Raw genomic sequence first — 17,508 nt, forward strand, 5'->3', positions numbered from 1 at the left:
TAACTTTTCACAAACTACAAACTGAAAATAAAAATGAGTTCTATTTTATATTCTCAACCCACCAATGCTTGACATTAACATTGCTACCAACCCCATATCCTACTGATGCCTGAATTAACACCTTAGAAGAACGAGTTTTACCATTGCCCCTAACAACCTCTATAGCAGAATACGAGTCTAGTGTTTTTTGTATCTTTTTAAGGTATTTCCCATTATCCCATTCGATTCCATTAGTAGAGGCATATAGAACTAGATTCATAGGATCATTCCCAAAACTTCCACTCCGACCAACCATAAAATAATAGTCACCTACTTTTTCGCTCATTTGAGCATCTCTTACACGTTTAGCCATGTAAGTTGTTCTTACATCACTCCAAGTTCTCCCCTCATCACTACTGACAACATAGGGGAAATGATGTTCGTCATCCATGTTATAAGAATAGACCACAATCCGACCATCATCTAAAGCTTGGGCTGTCATATAGTAATAATTGCTTTTGTGTTTTCTATGTTTAAACAAGCCTTGGCTTATTTTAGAAAAACTCTCACCATTATCTTTTGATGCATATAAACAATACTCCCCAGTCCCGTATTCGCCAATAAACACTGTATAAATTACACCATCATAAACAAATGACGCACCATCATCATTGGTTAAACTAAGCTGCTTGGGAGATGCTATTTCATCAACTTCACGCGGTTCGGTCCAAGTCTTACCATTATCATAACTTAAGATATAAACAGGTGTTTTAAAACCATCATAATTATCCCTAGCACTACCCATCTGCCGAGACAAATGGGCAATCAATGTTCCATTTGGAGCGGTTATCACCGCTCTCACAAATGAGGCGACATAAAGCTGACCTGGATTCAACTTATCGTTAGCCACGTTATTCAAGTCCCACATCCTTTTTGAATACTCCAAAACAACTGGCTCTCCCCAAGTTTTACCTCCATCAGTTGATCTTTTATACTCTGACCAACCTGCGATTCCATGCCCATTAAATATGCTACCTGAAACATTCGTATAAAAAGCAATAATATCCCCGTTCTTACAAGTAGTGAGTGCTGAGCCATAATGCCCAGAACGATTTCTGGATTCATGATCAACAAACATCAAACCTTCATTCGGCACATTGTCAGGTAACACTTTAAACTCCTGGCTATAAGAGACTCTTTTAACACATCTCACCGACATACCAGCACCTTTTCTTAAGAAATTAAAGATTCCAGTTGTATCAATATTATCATGCTTATGACCTAGGCTGAAATAAAGGGAATTGTCAGAATTCTTGGATGTTGTACTCCAAAAGTTAGCGTACTTGCCTTTGTCATGGAAAAAACCACCAATAGAACGTACACCTGCCGGAAGAGCATTAAATCCTCTTTTATCAGACTCCTTTGATGGCCATCCATATTTACCTTTAAGCGTTGCTCCACCTCCTTCGCCAAGTTCACTAATTAAACTTTGAACTTCCTCTCTACCAGGAATATTCCATCCTTCAGGAGCAATACCTCTAGGATCATTTACTGCAAACCAGTTGTAAAGCACACCATATTTTTCTCCATTCGTTGGATCATTATTATAATAACACCAAGCAGGTGTTCCATTTTGAGCAGCCATATTCCACTCCGAATCAGTTTTAGCTTCAGGAATGGATTCACCATTCCTGAAGTGTTTTACGTTCAGATTTTGAGTAGACCATTCATACATACCGATAACCGTACTAGGTAATTCTGATGCGTATGAATATTTTGGACTAAAAAACAAAGTCAACTGCAATACAGAATACAAGTACAGAAACAACCTAAGCCCACTCAAACCTCTAAAAACTTTATATGTTCTCATTCTCTGATAGCAAATCATATTTATAAAAAACATTATACTTAAACCAAGCCTTTGAGAAAATCACAAGGCTCATTTAAGTGATTAGTACCCTGGATTTTGATCTACAGCAGGATCTAACGCTTCATTGTAATTCATCTCAGATACTGGTATAGGCCATAGCAAGTGCTTTTCTGCAACACTTTTCCCTGTTGCCGGCTTAATGTACTTTTCAGGTTCCCCAGTTCTCTTTAAATCAAACCATCGCTTACCTTCGGACTGTGTCTCATATCCACGTTCTTTTCGAACCAATTCAATAAACGAATCTTTAGTATAATCTGAAAGATTAAAATCAGCCGCTGATGTTAGCAAGGGAGTATAACCGTATGCTCTACGATGAACTTGGTTAAGTGCAAGCAAACCTTCCTCTGTTGGCTTACCTGCAGCTTCACAGGAAGCTTCAGCGTAAAGCAAAAGAATGTCGGCATAACGATATAAAGGATAATCATTCGTAGGGCGTGGATTGATGGCATCTGAAAACTTTTTATTCAAAATTGTGTTTGTTCCAAAAGCTAAAGTAGTCTTGTACCAACCATACGACTTCCTAAGATCATTTTCATCCCAGTTTGCATAAACGGGGTTATGCTCTTCACTCCATAATGCACCACCGTAACCATTAGCTGTTAAATAAGGACTCCCTATAGCGTGGGTAAAGAATGGATAAGACCATGTCTGTTCCGTATTATACTTTATGTATAATATTTCTTCTGGAGATGTGACCACATTAGGACCAAAAACATTTGAAAAATCATCTGCCTCTACGACTTCAATTAAAGAGAATTTACCCGACTGTATAACTTCATTTGCTTTTTCAGCCGCTTCAGAATGACTTCCAGTATAAAAGTAGACATCTGCCAGCACTGTTTTTGCAGCCCATTTAGATGCCCTTCCCGCGACTGGATAGTTATCTGGAAGATTAACTTCAGCGTACAAAAGATCCTCCTTAATTAACTTATAAATTTCTTCTTCAGTAGTACGTGGGACATTTATTTCATCCATGTTGTCCTCTGTTCTCAAAACTACTCCTCCCCAACATTTGGCTAATTGAAAATAGACCATTCCTCTCATAAATCGAGCTTCAGCGATAGAACTCGTTTTCAGTTCTTGGCTTATGACTTCATTCTTTTCAACATTGGTAATAACTAAATTGGCATTCCGAATTGCTAAGTAAAAATAATCCCATTTCGTCCCAGATCTATTCATATTAGTACTATTCAATCCTTGAAATTCACTATTCGGTGCATAGCTACCTCCACCCTTTTGATAATCAGTCGAAGACTCTAACAAGGGTATAAATTCTGAACTATATACGTTATGAAGAGGAGCATAGATAGCAGCTATTGCCGATTCTATCTCTGCTTCAGTATTATAGAATGTTTCCTCGGCAATTGATTTCGGCAGCTCTTTCAAAACATCTTCACATGAAGTTAGAAATAGAAGAATACATATATTTAAAACAAAATTTTTCATAGTAATGTTAATTTAAAATTTAAAAACCTATTCGAAGACCAACTACATGAGACTTAGCCCCAGGATAGGTAGAAAAGTCTATCCCTTGAGTTACAGAACTACTTCCTCCCTGTGAATTAACTTCTGGATCCCACCACGAATATTTCGTTAACGTTAATAGATTTTGACCACTCACATATATTTTGGCATTTCGTATACCAGACATTTTCCATTTCTCAACTGGAAAATTATATCCTATTTCAACATTACGAAGCCTTAAGAATGAGCCATCTTCAATAAACCTATTGGAAAAGTTAAAAGATTGAAACATTCCGATAGCCGGATATTTCGCATCAGTATTTTCAGGTGTCCAGTGATCGGTAAGAGCATCTTTCAGCATATTCATGCCCCAACTATAATGCAATGTATTTCCTATACCACTAATATTGGCAAGGTCATTACCTTGGGAACCCTGCATAAACAACGTAAGCTCAAACCCTTTATATGACATGAAAGAATTCAATCCATAGATAAATTTAGGGTTAGGATTACCAAGAATAACTTTATCATTTAGGTTAATAGCTCCATCGCCATTGATATCCTTGTATTGTATATGTCCGTTTTCGTCATAACCATCTTCCTGATACCCATAAAACGACCCTAATGGCTCTCCTTCTCGAAGAATTGAGATATCATCGTTAAGCACCAATACATTAACATTTCCTGTTAATATCTCCTGGCCACCATAAAGTTTAACTATTTTGGATTTATTGAAGGCAATATTTCCATTTAAATCCCATTTAAAATCACCATCAGTAACAATCGCGTCTGCAGAAAACTCAAACCCTTTGTTCTGAATTATACCGACGTTTTGTATTGTATTTCTAAATCCTGTTGAACTAGGTAACTGAACAGAATTAAGCAAGTCATGGGTGTTTTTATTATAATAATCAGCAGATACTTGAATACGATTATTTAAAATAGCTAGATCAATTCCGATATCAGTCTGCTCGGTAGTTTCCCACTTAAGTTCTCCTGGGAGCGTAGTACTGGGGGCAAACGTGTTATATAAGGCATCCCCAAATACCGTTTTTCCAGAAGATAATTGATTGAGAGTAGCATAGGCTCCAATGGCTTGTGAACCAGTCTTACCCCAACTTGCTCTTAGTTTTAAATCTGAAATAAATTCTATATTTTCAATAAAAGCTTCGTTTTTCAATCTCCATGCCAAGGCACCTGATGGGAAAAAACCCCACTTATTTCCTTCGCTATATTTAGACGATCCATCTGAACGAAAACTTACCGTTGCCAGAAAACGATTATCGAAATTATAATTAAGCCTACCTAAATAAGACAATAGAACAGATTCGGAATATCCAGAACCTGGAATACCCGGTATCGTAGCAGACCCTAAGTTATAAGTTTCTGTTGCATCACTCAAAAAGCCACTACCTGAACCGCTTAAAGAGGTATTCAAAAAGTCCTGATAAGTAAACCCACCTACCGCAGAAATACTATGTTTTGTCCCAAATGATTTATTATAGCTAATAGTATTTTCATTTACTAAACTTGTAAATTGGGTTGTAGAGACACTACCATAACTCTGTGCATTAAAGAAATTAATGGTTCGATAGTAATCATTTCGTACATCGCTGTTTTCAATTCCACCATAAACCTTAAAAATTAAACCTTCAACTGGCTCATAAGACAAGGAGCCGTTCGCAAGCACATTGTTTGCAGTCCCATTATCTATAGTTTCATTAATAAAGTTCAAAGGGTTTACAACAATCACAGGTAATGGAGTCTTAAGGACGCTGTAAGAACCATCATCATTATACGGACTAAGTGTAGGTGCCGCCACTAGTGACGCACTTATCAACGACTGCCCTTGTATCGAACCTCCTGAATTTTGTCTTGAGGTTTTGACTTTGGACAATGTCGTTGAAAAAGAAGCCTTAACTTTATTACTAATATTATGACTAATGTTAGTTCGTAATGAATAACGCTTATAATCACTACCCTTAATTATACCATTTTGACCAAAGAAACTCCCTGAAACCGAAAACTGAGTTTTTGAGTTTCCTCCACTAATATTCAATGAATGATTTTGAATTGGTGCGTCTTGATAGATAAAGTCCTGCCAATCAAAGCCTTCACCAAAACTATCAATTTGCTCTTGCGTATAATATGGCTCATTTCCTTCATTCTCACTTAAGATGTTATAAAACTTGGCATACTCAGTAGCATTCATTAAATCTATCTTTTTATTCAATTTTTGAATACCAAAACTAGACTCATAATCCACTTTCATAGTACCTTCCTTGCCTGACTTGGTTGTGATAAGGACGACTCCATTAGCACCTCTTGAGCCATAAATGGCTATTGCCGAAGCATCCTTCAGGATTTCAATACTCTCAATATCGGTATTATTAATTCCCAGCGGCTGAGAACTAACTGGAAATCCATCAATAACATACAAGGGCTCATTGCTACCTTGAATTGAATTAGTACCTCTAATCCGTACACTTACACCCGATCCTGGTGCTCCGGTATTTTGTTTAACTTGAACGCCTGAAGCTCGGCCTGACAAAGACTGCATTACATTTGCGGTTGGAAAAGCATTAACATCTTCAGATTTTATCGAGGAAACTGAACCTGTTAAATCACTCTTTTTTACCGTACCATATCCAATAACGACAATCTCGTCCAGAGCATTCAAATCAGACTTCATGGTAACTTCAATCCTGGTAGCATTACCAAGAACTAGCGTAGTTTCTTCGTATCCAACGAAACTAAAAACGAGTTCATCACCCGGATTGGCCTCTATTGAGAAATCACCATTTCCATTTGTAGAAGTACCAATTGTAGTCCCTTTCACCCTGACAGTAACCCCAATAAAACCTTCTCCATTTTCATCTAAAACTCGACCTTGAATTTTATTAACTGAAGACGATTTTTCTTCTTTGTTTAACCTCGGATCTTCTCTATCCCTTTTAATAACTACCTGATTTCCTGAAACAGCGTAATTAAGCCTTAAACCCGACAAAACTCCACTTAATATCTCAGCTACTGTTCTGTTTGTATAATGGGCACTAACTTTCTGATTTGCATTTATCAAATCAGAACTATATATGAATTTTATTTCACTAAGCTTCTCTATCTCACTAAAAATAAGCCTAATAGGCCTTTTATCTACTTTAAGGGATATTTTCTGTTCTAAAACATCCTGTGAGTAGCCTTCGTTGGCAAAAGAGCCTGTCAGAAAGCACAAGACCAGGATTAGTTGTATTACTGAAATTCTCATGATATTAATGAGTATCCTTGTTCTAGGATATATTTTTTGCATAACTTGTAAATGTTTAAGGGATGACCAAATTTTCTTAAATATGCCTAACTGTAAGACCAATTACAGCTAGGCGTTGAGTCTTGGAATTAATTATTCCAGGGCTCTTTTTTTTAGGGAGAGTTCATTTCAAATAGGGTTTAAAAATTATTTTTTAGTCTTTATCAAAATCTTATCATCTATTTCCTCAAATGAAGTTTCCAAGGCTAAACAAATTAGTTTAAGCTTTTCTCGCAATGGCTCATCACCTAAGTGAGCGGTTAACCTAAAAGAAGACCACTTATCTTTATCATAAACAATTTTAATATTATAAGCCTTTTCAAGTGTATTGAAGACATCTTCTGCTCTTACCTCGTTAAAGTTGAAATTAATGACCTCTATCTCCTCCAAGAAATCACTTTGTTCTACTTGTTCAGGTTTTAAATTATCCTGTTTCTTACCTCCTACTTCTAATTTTTGGGCCGGTTCAAGTATAACACCTTGCAATTCCTTCCCCTCTATCTTTTCCTTCTTATTAAAGTCCTCCTGGGTGAAAACTGAGACTTTCCCTGACTTCACAAAAACTTCAGCTGTATTTGATTCCTGATTCGTCCTTATAGTAAAACTAGTACCTAAAACCTTAGCTATCATATCATTAGCATACACTAAAAATGGGCGTTCCTTATCCTTATGAACCTCAAAAAACGCTTCTCCTTCCATTATTAATTCTCTACGGTCAATCCCAAAAGTTTTAGGATTATAACTAATTCGAGTTTTGGGTTGTAATAGTATTGATGAGCCATCTGGTAGATTCACTAGTAAAGGAGTACTTCCTAAGTTCTGTTTTTCAAAAATCTCTCCTGAGACCAATCTTGCATTTTCCACGTTGGTACTATAGTCAGAGATATTTGTCACATCATTAAGTCGATTAAATACTAAATAGCCCCCTGTAAGAAGAATAGCGGTAATTGCGGCTGCCACTTTCAAAAAGAAGCTAGTTTTCACATTATTATCACCAATTGAACTCTCTTCTTTCTCCTCAACATTTCCACCTTCTACTTTATTTTTCAAACCTAGTAATCGAGATTCTATATCAACAATCACTTGTGGGTTAAGAACTTCCCACTCATGCATATACGCAAAATATAATTCCTTGTTCTCATCCAATTTTAACCACTCCTGAATCATACCAGCTTCGAAACTAGTATGCTTTCCTTCGAAAAATTTAAAAAGCATTTTTCTTGAAATCGACTTTTCCATTCTTTTAATGAATTCTTTATTTAGTTAACTATTAATACAAGCATTACCCCTAAATATGCATCTTTGATTAATGCTTCTTTTAATTTTTTCAAAGCTCTACCTATTAACCTTTCAACTGCACTAACTGTAATATTCAATTCATCTGCAATTTCAACATACCGTTTACCATCTAACCTATTCAGCTGAAAAGCTCTTCTAGATTGCTTGGGTAGGTCTCCTATTGCCTTTTCTAAATGTTGTATAAGTTCGTGGAAGTTTATAATATCCTCTGGCGTCGTCTGAATCCTTTTGTTCAGAACCTCTTCATTAATTTCTTCTACCAAATAGTTTTTATTTACACTTCTTCTTAAATAATTCAATGACTTATTTCTGACAGACTGATATAAATAAGCTTTGTAGGAAGTTTTCATCTCCATATTACAACGCCTCTCCCAAAAGTCTTCAAAAACATCAGAAACAATATCTTCTGCCGTTTCTCGATCATAAACTATGCGAATAGCATTACTACACAGTGCGGCATAATAATATCTAAACATTAACTCAAATCCATCACTAGCAGATTCTCGGAAAGTCTTTGTCAGAATAACCTCTTGATTAAACTCTATCTCATTACTAGATACCTTCTTTAAACTCGGCTTTATTAATTTTTGCTCTGTATTGGGTTTCATCTTATGATTCGTCAAGGGTTATATATTAATAAAGGCACAATTATTTGGACAAACCCCACATCGACTCTTGAAATTTTTCAATTATTTCTACAATAAGGCTAATTCGAAGCTTTGTGCACTTTTTCTGTCGACAAAAAAAATCGACATGGTACTGGTACCATCATTCGTGGTTGCTACACAATAAGGGTTTAGAATTTGGAGGATGTAAACCTATGCGATGGGTGTCTGCTTTAAAACGCTAGAGACTGTCGTTGACGGCTATTTGAACAAGAACCTATTCACTATCTACTCAATTTTACGTTAAAACAATTAAACGGTAAAAAGAGCAATAAGACAAACTGAAGTAAAAAAACTGGAAATCATTCGATGTATATCTTAACAGCTTCAAAAATAAAGTCTTGTATGAGCGTAGTTTGAAGTTGTAAGTTTAAAGTTCTTCCACATCCATTTCAACTTATAAACTAGATCTTAATAAGGGTCTCTTAAAAAAATAACGTTTCACTAGAATCTCGACTTATTTCAACATTATCTTTAATTTGGAGCGTCTCTTTTTCACCTAGTTCAATTCTATAGCTAGTATTTTCATAGACCCTAGGTCTATGCTCATAACCTTGTATTCGAATACTATGAACAATTTCATTTCTATCCGAAACAAAAACCTTTAGGATCTGGTTTTTATTCTTAGACTTTATCAGAGGTAGGTATCCCAAGGCTTGTCTTCCATCATTTTCAGACTGATGAATAGTCAGCGGCCATCCCGGATAAGTTTTTTCCTCGGTCGAGGACGCTAAAAAGCGAAAGGCTTCCATCTTTATTTCTCGCTTAACATTACTAAAAGTAACCAGCCCAAATCCAGAAGCTTTCAAATTAGCTTTCCTATATCGATTTAGCTCAAAGTCAAATTCCTCCGCTGGATTACCGACTGCGAAAACAAAATTCTCATTACCAAATACATCTTTATAAAGACCTGTATTTGCTAAATTGTGAATGGGTCTTTCAATATGTGGAATATTTACTTGGTCAGGTTTAGACCATCGAGGATATCCAGTTGCTATAGCTGGCGTACAAAAAGCCCAACCTCCATCTTTTGGCCTCTCAATTCCATATTTCACAATAAAAGGTAAATGTTGGTCACCATTTATATGAAAGACTTCAGCCTTTCTCATTATTCTCAATATTTCATCTCTTTGTCTTTTTGGCCACCCCCCAGAGTCCATATCGCCTTGCAAAAACTTCTGTTTTGGGCCATGATGTGTAGCTACATTCGCAAATATGGTTTGGCTAAGCATAACCTTCATATCAGCATTATCCCAATCAACTATCCAATCCTCCATAAAAGCAGTCTGCAAATTGCCCATTAATGAAAGCTCGTCTGATTCTACCTCATCCTTTTCTAACTTAAATCTAACATGGTCAATTCTACCAACTCCTTTTCTGATCATTTCTGGACCAGACTTAAAAAGTCGGTCACTAACTATAGCAAAACTAATTCGACCATACTTCAACCCGGTAAACCAAGTACTTATTCCCGAGGGAAGCATCTCCTTCACAATTGGGTTAGGTAAATGAGAACATTGAGTAAGGTGAACTACATTTACCATAAGAGTACTTTGCACATACCCTCCTCTCGCATCTTTTCTCGCAGCCCACTCTTCCAAACTAACATGTTCTCCTCCCTCTCCCCAGAGGTTCCCTTGAAAGACATCATGATCGTCAGGTGTACATATAGTTGGCCTATCTTTCATGATATTACCAAAAGCCAAACCGAACATAAACCACTTACCTAAGTAACTTAAAATAGCCTTATCTTCAGGAAATCTTTTGATAGGATATCCTCCGTTGCCTTCATAAATCTGATCTCCCGAAAAATACAACATATCTGGATTCTTATTTTCCAGATTTTCGACTAATGGTCTATATGGAAACCCCATATCATTTTGGCATGTTAGAGCACCTAATATTAACTTTCCATTTGTTGGCTCTCTTCTTATTGTTCCTGTATACTCTTCATTTATGCCATCAATTTTGTAGAGAACTCTATAGTTAATATCCTCTTGAAAACCCCACTCATTTATACTAAAACGGGCAATAAAAGCCCTTACATCTACCTTTGATGTTCCTATCCGCTGCCATTGATTATTTCTAAAGATTTCTAGATGGACATTCTGACTATCAGTTTGTCCAATCGGCATTAATTGAGCGGTCAGCTTTAAATCACCCTCAGAAAGCGTATACATACACCATACAACTGGCCCTACTTCTTCTTTTTCATTAACAATCTTCTGCCCTGATATATATAGTTGATCCCACCAAAATGAGCTTCCGGAAAGCTGATGGTGCAGGCAAATTAGTCCTTCCAAATTTTCGGAAACATTTTCTATTAAAGAGTATTTTTTCCCTTCTTTATCAAGAACTTCTAGCTTAATTGATGTCTGACCCTTATTAGTTTCACCACTTACAATAATTTCAAAATCATCAAAATTAAATTCTCCATCAATTTGATATTTTCTTGATCCAATAAATAATACCTTATTTAGAGCAACCCCAAGTTCTATACCCTCACCAAAATAACAATTTGAAACCGTACTTTCCTTATCAGTTTGTCTATCTAAAATACCTAAAGAAAAACCAACCGAAGCATTTTCCGATTCTATTTTCAATACCCCACATTTTGCTTTTACAAGAAAAGAGCCATCATCTTTACTCAATTTCTTTGTTAAAAAATGTGTCCGTGAACCATTGAAGGAGCCATCAAAAACAACTTTTCCATCTCGTACACTCCAATCTTCCAAAGGAATACTCCAAAACTCCTTTCCTAGCCAAACTCTATCTTTTATAGAGTTGAAATTCTTCTTAAACTCCTCTGTTTCTTCATTAAAAGGAATAAAAAAATCACTTTTATTACTATTAATAATAGGCAGCCCCAGTCCTAAGCTTTGTATGAAAGTTCTTCTATCAATATCCATCTTAATAGTGTTCTGGTTTATTTAATCCCTAGGTTGAAATTATTTATTTATCAGAGAGCGTTTCTAAAAGTTACCTAATATATTAAACTTCTTACCAAACATCCATAATGAAACGTTCTCAACATTTATACATCCCTCTCTAAACAAATGAAACTTGGCCTTAGAAATAGTTATTTCATGAAGGTGTATTAGCAAATGATAATACTATTACCTGCCCATCCAGCCCCCATCTACAGTCACTATACTACCATGCACATAAGCTCCAGCTGGTGAAGATAGAAAAACCACTACTCCTTTAAAATCCTCCGGCTTACCCCATCTTCCAGCTGGAATACGGGAAAGAATAGAAGCACTTCGTTCCTCATCATTTCTTAAGGCTGCAGTATTATCTGTAGCTATATAGCCAGGAGCTATAGCATTTACATTTACGCCTTTGGCAGCCCATTCATTTGCCAAAGCTTTCACTAAACTCCCAATAGCTCCTTTACTTGATGCATACCCCGGGACAGTAATACCACCTTGGAAAGTTAAAAGAGATGCCGTGAAAACTATCTTACCCTCTCCACGTTCAATCATCTCTTTGCCAAACTCTCGTGCCAGAATAAACTGAGAATTAAGATTTATCTCTATAATTTCATCCCAATACTCATCTGGGTGCTCTGCTGCAGGCTTCCTGAGTATGTTTCCAGCATTATTAATTAAAATATCAATTTGCTTATGTTCTGATTTTACCTTTTCAATAAAACCATAGAGGGCTGTACGATCTTTAAAGTCACACTGATAGGCAGAAAATTCTCTTCCTAGGGCTTTAACTTCATTTTCTACAGTACTCCCTTCTAATTCAAGGGTAGCAGATACTCCAATGATATTTGCACCAGCTTCCGCCAATGCCAAGGTCATCCCTTTTCCTATTCCTCGTTTACAGCCCGTTACTAAAGCTGTTTTTCCTTTTAAACTAAATGATTCAAATATATTCATTGCTCTTTACTTTTGTAATTATTTAAATTTCAAGTAGATACTTCATCCCTGCGGGATTACTATCTATCGTTTTGAACACGTCTTCTGCCTCCGAAAGAGGAGATACTTGTGTAATCATTTCCTCTAAAGGTAAATTACCACTTGCAGCTAACTCTATTGCTTCTTCAAAATCTTGGGGCTCATATACTCTTGCACCTATCAACTTTATCTCTCTCCAAAAAAAACGAAAGAGATCTACCGACTTTTGCTCCGCATGAATAGCTACCATTACTATTCTTCCCCTAACTCTTGGCAAATCTGTCATTACTGAAACTCCTGCTTGTACACCTGAAACTTCAAAAACTACATCAGCCATGGCTCCTTTTGTGAAATCTGCCACACTTTTTACTAAATCTGCCTCAATGGGGTTTACACATTCAAAACCCAATGATTTTATAAAGGCCAATCGACTTTTATTTACTTCAGAGATTAACACATTTGCCCCCTTTTGCCTTGCTACCAAAGCTATTAATAAACCAATCGGCCCTCCACCGATAACAACGGCGTATTCGCCAGATTTAACCTCTCCCAAACGGACATCATGACACGCCACAGCCAGAGGCTCAATCATTGCTCCTAATTTTAAAGAAAGATTGTCTGGTAAATGATGAAGCGTAAATGAGGGAACATTCCAGTATTCTTGCATTCCCCCTGGGGTATCAATACCAATAAACTTAAGGTTTTGACCAATATGTTTAAACCCATTATCAATAGGTGATTCGACTCCAGGATGCAGCGGACGAACAGTAACTCTATCTCCAATTTTCCAACCAATTACACCCTCACCTAACTCCTCCACCACTCCTGAAACTTCATGTCCAATTACTTGAGGTATTTTAACACGTGTGTCCATGTTTCCATGGTAAATGTGCACATCTGTTCCACAAACACCAACATAGGCCATCTTCAATCTCACTTCACTTTTTCCTAAAGCACTTTTCTCTGTTTCTTTTATTTGGAAGCTTCGCTGTCCTCCATAGTACAATGCGTTCATCTTCATGAGCTTTCTCTTTACATTAAGGTTTAATAATTTACATAACAGGCTCACTAACAAGCCAAAACATACTACACTACAATCAGCCTATAGACCCTTTCTCTCTAAAATTTGCAGCATATTCCCTTCTGGGTCGAAAAAGTTACGCACTTGACCTCCGCCGATTGCATTGGCCAATTCTCCTCCCCATAGAACCCCTGCCTCATCTAATACTTCTATAGCTTTTTTTATATCACTCACTCTTATGGCAATGTGTGACCATCCAGGCGTCCATGTAGTTCTTTTCGGTCTTTCGCTTTCATCTATAGGCATAATCTCTAAAAGGGAATTATCTGGAGCTTTTAGCATCCAAACTGGTTTTTCGTGACGAAACCATTTGGTATACCCTAAATTGGTGCAATACCAATTAGCCAATTCTTCAACATCTTTTGCTGCCACAGCTGGATGATCTATTCCTAAAAAAAGCATATTATTTTATTCTTTTGAGTTCGTATTCTGTCTTCACACTTTTCACTTTCCATTCTTCTCCTGAACCAGAAACAATAGTTAAAGAGCCGTCATCGGGAGTTTCTAATCGCCAACTCTCTAAACCATTTCCAATCGAATGGACATTGTCATTAGTTTTAAAAGACCATTGGCCTAATTTTTCGGGTTCATCCAGTGCAATTGTATGAACAACCCTTCTATTTTTTCTTTTCTCATTTTCGGTAAATCTAAATATCAGGCTGTCACCAGACCTACCCTCTCCCAATTGATTGGGTTCTGTATGGTAGGAATCATGAAGGAAGCCAAATACAGGAAAAGCTGTGTTCGTGTTACCGCCATGCATAAGCCTCATAGCCGCATTCCCTTTTTCCACGGTTAATGAGTTTCCCTGGCTTTCCCATTTAGTGTTTCTATCCTTGTTGTTAACCACCCAGTTCCATACAGTCGTTACAGGATAGTCTGCCTTAACTTCATCAATAATAAAAAGAGTATGACTACCAGCTAAAACCCATAACCTTGAGAAACTCTTTATAGGTTTTCCATAGGCACTACCAACCTCAGCCCCTAATACAGACACAGCTCCGTCTCTTGAACATATTAGACTCCTATCACCTCTTTGTATTTTCTCAGCACCTTTGCCATTTGAAATCCTGCGTCTAGGGAAAACACTTTTTTGCTCTAAAAGTGAGGCTTTAGCCATGTCTTCTTGCAGCCCTAAAGATTCTTTCTCTATTAAAAATGTGCACGTATTATGCGTTTGAGAGCTGCTTTCAAGGCCGTGAATAAGATTCCTATAACATGAATGCCCTGGGTCTACCAAAAGCCTTTCTTGATTATGAACTAAAATAAAGCTATTTAAATCTCCATGAAGATGCCCTAACCCATGGAGTGGCTCACTACCACCATTAGTGGCTAAAACGGTCTTCCCTTCCCATGCATCTCTTGCAAATCGATTTCCATTTGAGAACCGCGTAGTTAAAGCCAACTTGGCTCTTTCTGGAGAAAGACTTTTTAAGGAATAAGTTAAGAAAGGCAGTGTCAAAAACCCCCAATCATTTACCATCCCAAATGCAGCGAGATCATGAGGTCCTTGCTTAGGAACAGGCTGGTAATATTTTTCAAACATCCAATATGCCAAACCAGCCTCCTTACTATCCTTAGTTCTGACTGCAATAGAAAGTAATACGTCGGCAGATGGTCTAAATATAGCCGCACTATCATTAAAGTTAACAGCTCTGGCTCTAGGCTCACTTCCCCAAGTCACCAAAGGCTTACTATACAACATACTAGTAGCAAACCAATTGACAGAAGACTTGTGATATATAGATTGGCTTACATTTTCAGCATTCAAGAACTCTGGATATTTCCTCAAAACAGCTTCTTTTGCAAAAGTCTGAGCTATCCATAGGTAATTACCGTACTGCAGAGACTCTCCATAAGAACCATCATCCTGAAGAGCGTCTAGGCATAATTTAAATTCTGGTAAAAGCTCCCTAACGTTTTTTTCATCTTCCAAAACTACAGCCGCTACCATAGCACCGCTAAACAACACACTCCGCCAATTGGCCAAATGATTATTATTTTCTAACCATTTCCTGCACAATTCCAGCCCTTTCTCACGCAAAGCAAGTTCAATTTCTTCCTTTTCTGAACTTGTGAAAATATCTTTAGCCAAGTCATAAGTAGCAGCTACCCCCCAGCATAAATGTGCTGTTTCTAGATTACCAATATAAGGTTCGGAATGATTTCTAAAACCTGGACCAACCCAATCGTATTCCGATTTTCTAACAATTTCCAGACAGTGACGCTTTAGCCATTCCTTCAATGCTGAATTTGGTTTCAATGCGTAAAGCATAGCAGCATCCGATAAATACTCTGCTGCCGTGTGCCACCAAATAGTGCTAGCATTTGGTCCAAGGAGACTGCCCCAAGAAACACGTTGATTTACACGATTTTCTAAAGCTAGATAGAAAGAGAATAACAATTCACTCTCTGTTTCAACAGATTTTAGAATAGCTCTTTTCTCAGATGTACTTAAAAATATTGCCATTTTAGAAATATCCGCCGTTTTTCACAACCTCAGTTGGTTTCATTCCACTTTCAACCATTTCTCTAATTTCAACTTCCTTATTTAGTATTTCTTCTGTAGCCAAAAGAACATCATAAGCTATAGCCTTCGGAATAGAAATGACACCATCCAAATCACCAAAAACCCAATCTCCAGGTGTTACCACTACCTCACCCATTAAGATAGGTTTTTGATAATGGTACATTCTAAAACGCCCCAACATACCTGTATTCGATTTGAATTGATGAAAGACAGGAAAACCTAAATCTAAAATTGCCTTTGTGTCACGTATACCATTCACAATAGCACCTCTGCAACCTAATTTGGCTGCTGCCATTGACATGACCTCCCCCCATTGTGAAGTCACTATATCTCCTGTACAATCCCATACAACCACAGTATCTTCATGGAGTGCCTCAAGCATTTCAGCTCTCATTTCAAACTCGCCTTCTGTGGTAATATCTGGCCCTCCTTTTACCGTGAAAGCCAAGCCTGCCACTTTCATACTCTCTCTTAATGGAGCAAAGTGTGAAGGTAAACTGGATGTGTGCATTTTATAATTAAAACGTAATACATCATTTACGGCACCTGTATATAGTTTCAAATACCTTTCTCTCATTTCACTTACCGAAATTGGAAATGGAGAAGCCTTGGTAACTTCGGTCGTGTGTAATTCCGTTTTCATTATGCCAAAAATTTCATGTTGTCAAAATTGATTTCTCTTATTACCACATAATCAGGCTGACTTAGCACAAACAAGATTACATTAGCCACATCTTCTGGTTTCAGGAATTTCTCCCTTGGCACCTTTCTGTCTCCCCAATAATCGCTATCTGTAGGCCCTGGGTTTACATCTGTTACTTTGATTCCTAACTTTAATACTTGATCTGCCAAGCCACTACTTAAGCCTCGTGCTCCAAACTTAGAAGAACAGTAGATTGGTGCATTAGGGTTAGTACGCTGACCAGCCATTGATATCACCGTAATAATATGCCCTGATTGCTTTTCTTTCATCACCTTTAGTGCTTCCCTGTTACATAAGAAAACCCCTTTGACGTTTACATCCATCATCTGGTCAAATACATCTAATTCTATAGTTGACATATCAGGAGAAACACTCCCTACTCCTGCATTATTAAGTAGGGCATCCACCGAACCAAATGCTTCCATACACGCTTTAAAACCTGCTATAACATCGGCTTCTACAGTAACATCTCCCTTAAACGAGCGTAAGTTTTCATGCGTCATTTCATTTGAAAGTTGTCTACTTCGGCTAAAGTCGAAGACATTTGCTCCCTTTTCTAACAATAATTGAGCTGTTGCCCTCCCTATACCACTTGATGCACCAGTGATAAATACTGTCTTATTTTTAAGTTTATCCATTTTATTCTAT

At 37.2% G+C, this 17,508-nt stretch carries 12 protein-coding genes; all 12 read right to left on the minus strand.

The genetic code is table 11. The features are described from left to right. Positions 1-40 precede the first annotated feature (40 nt). Positions 41-1,849 carry an FISUMP domain-containing protein gene (locus tag AADJ06_RS20700; protein WP_341228409.1) on the minus strand — a complete coding sequence of 603 codons (1,809 nt, stop codon included), beginning with the start codon at positions 1,847-1,849 and terminating at the stop codon, positions 41-43. Positions 1,850-1,930: 81 nt separating this feature from the next. Next, positions 1,931-3,355 carry a RagB/SusD family nutrient uptake outer membrane protein gene (locus AADJ06_RS20705; RefSeq protein WP_341228410.1) on the minus strand — a complete coding sequence of 475 codons (1,425 nt, stop codon included), beginning with the start codon at positions 3,353-3,355 and terminating at the stop codon, positions 1,931-1,933. A gap of 19 nt (positions 3,356-3,374) precedes the next feature. After that, positions 3,375-6,638, minus strand: a complete 3,264-nt coding sequence (locus AADJ06_RS20710) for a TonB-dependent receptor (protein WP_341228411.1) — start codon at positions 6,636-6,638, stop codon at positions 3,375-3,377. Positions 6,639-6,824: 186 nt separating this feature from the next. Then, entirely contained in the window at positions 6,825-7,916 is a 1,092-nt protein-coding gene (locus tag AADJ06_RS20715) for a FecR family protein (protein ID WP_341228412.1), read from the minus strand. Positions 7,917-7,936: 20 nt separating this feature from the next. Continuing rightward, positions 7,937-8,584, minus strand: a complete 648-nt coding sequence (locus tag AADJ06_RS20720; RefSeq protein ID WP_341228413.1) for an RNA polymerase sigma-70 factor — start codon at positions 8,582-8,584, stop codon at positions 7,937-7,939. Between the two features lie 482 nt (positions 8,585-9,066). Next, positions 9,067-11,550: an alkaline phosphatase D family protein gene (locus AADJ06_RS20725; protein ID WP_341228414.1), complete on the minus strand. Its 2,484-nt coding sequence runs from the start codon at positions 11,548-11,550 to the stop codon at positions 9,067-9,069. 207 nt (positions 11,551-11,757) lie between these two features. After that, positions 11,758-12,522 (minus strand): SDR family oxidoreductase, encoded by a 765-nt coding sequence (locus AADJ06_RS20730; RefSeq protein ID WP_341228522.1) that lies wholly within the window; start codon positions 12,520-12,522, stop codon positions 11,758-11,760. Between the two features lie 28 nt (positions 12,523-12,550). Continuing rightward, positions 12,551-13,567, minus strand: a complete 1,017-nt coding sequence (locus tag AADJ06_RS20735) for an alcohol dehydrogenase catalytic domain-containing protein (RefSeq protein ID WP_341228415.1) — start codon at positions 13,565-13,567, stop codon at positions 12,551-12,553. Between the two features lie 81 nt (positions 13,568-13,648). After that, positions 13,649-14,029, minus strand: a complete 381-nt coding sequence (locus AADJ06_RS20740) for a VOC family protein (RefSeq protein WP_341228416.1) — start codon at positions 14,027-14,029, stop codon at positions 13,649-13,651. 1 nt (position 14,030) lies between these two features. Beyond that, positions 14,031-16,097, minus strand: a complete 2,067-nt coding sequence (locus AADJ06_RS20745; protein WP_341228417.1) for a heparinase II/III family protein — start codon at positions 16,095-16,097, stop codon at positions 14,031-14,033. A gap of 1 nt (position 16,098) precedes the next feature. Continuing rightward, a complete protein-coding gene (locus tag AADJ06_RS20750) occupies positions 16,099-16,800 on the minus strand; it encodes an RraA family protein (RefSeq protein ID WP_341228418.1) in 702 nt (233 codons plus the stop codon). Then, positions 16,800-17,498 carry an SDR family oxidoreductase gene (locus tag AADJ06_RS20755; protein WP_341228419.1) on the minus strand — a complete coding sequence of 233 codons (699 nt, stop codon included), beginning with the start codon at positions 17,496-17,498 and terminating at the stop codon, positions 16,800-16,802. The genes AADJ06_RS20750 and AADJ06_RS20755 overlap by 1 nt, the downstream gene beginning before the upstream one ends. Between the last annotated feature and the right edge of the window lie 10 nt (positions 17,499-17,508).

Origin of the sequence: uncultured Arcticibacterium sp. (genome assembly GCF_964021845.1) — a bacterium.
Taxonomy (GTDB): Bacteria; Bacteroidota; Bacteroidia; order Cytophagales; family Spirosomataceae; genus Arcticibacterium.

Excerpts from the sequence above, each read along its gene's own strand:
- AADJ06_RS20705 (WP_341228410.1), bottom strand. The coding sequence starts at position 3,355 with ATGAAAAATTTTGTTTTAAATATATGTATTCTTCTATTTCTAACTTCA.
- AADJ06_RS20715 (WP_341228412.1), bottom strand. The coding sequence starts at position 7,916 with ATGGAAAAGTCGATTTCAAGAAAAATGCTTTTTAAATTTTTCGAAGGA.
- AADJ06_RS20745 (WP_341228417.1), bottom strand. The coding sequence starts at position 16,097 with ATGGCAATATTTTTAAGTACATCTGAGAAAAGAGCTATTCTAAAATCT.
- AADJ06_RS20700 (WP_341228409.1), bottom strand. The coding sequence starts at position 1,849 with ATGAGAACATATAAAGTTTTTAGAGGTTTGAGTGGGCTTAGGTTGTTT.
- AADJ06_RS20755 (WP_341228419.1), bottom strand. The coding sequence starts at position 17,498 with ATGGATAAACTTAAAAATAAGACAGTATTTATCACTGGTGCATCAAGT.
- AADJ06_RS20720 (WP_341228413.1), bottom strand. The coding sequence starts at position 8,584 with ATGAAACCCAATACAGAGCAAAAATTAATAAAGCCGAGTTTAAAGAAG.
- AADJ06_RS20710 (WP_341228411.1), bottom strand. The coding sequence starts at position 6,638 with ATGAGAATTTCAGTAATACAACTAATCCTGGTCTTGTGCTTTCTGACA.
- AADJ06_RS20735 (WP_341228415.1), bottom strand. The coding sequence starts at position 13,567 with ATGAAGATGAACGCATTGTACTATGGAGGACAGCGAAGCTTCCAAATA.
- AADJ06_RS20725 (WP_341228414.1), bottom strand. The coding sequence starts at position 11,550 with ATGGATATTGATAGAAGAACTTTCATACAAAGCTTAGGACTGGGGCTG.
- AADJ06_RS20750 (WP_341228418.1), bottom strand. The coding sequence starts at position 16,800 with ATGAAAACGGAATTACACACGACCGAAGTTACCAAGGCTTCTCCATTT.
- AADJ06_RS20740 (WP_341228416.1), bottom strand. The coding sequence starts at position 14,029 with ATGCTTTTTTTAGGAATAGATCATCCAGCTGTGGCAGCAAAAGATGTT.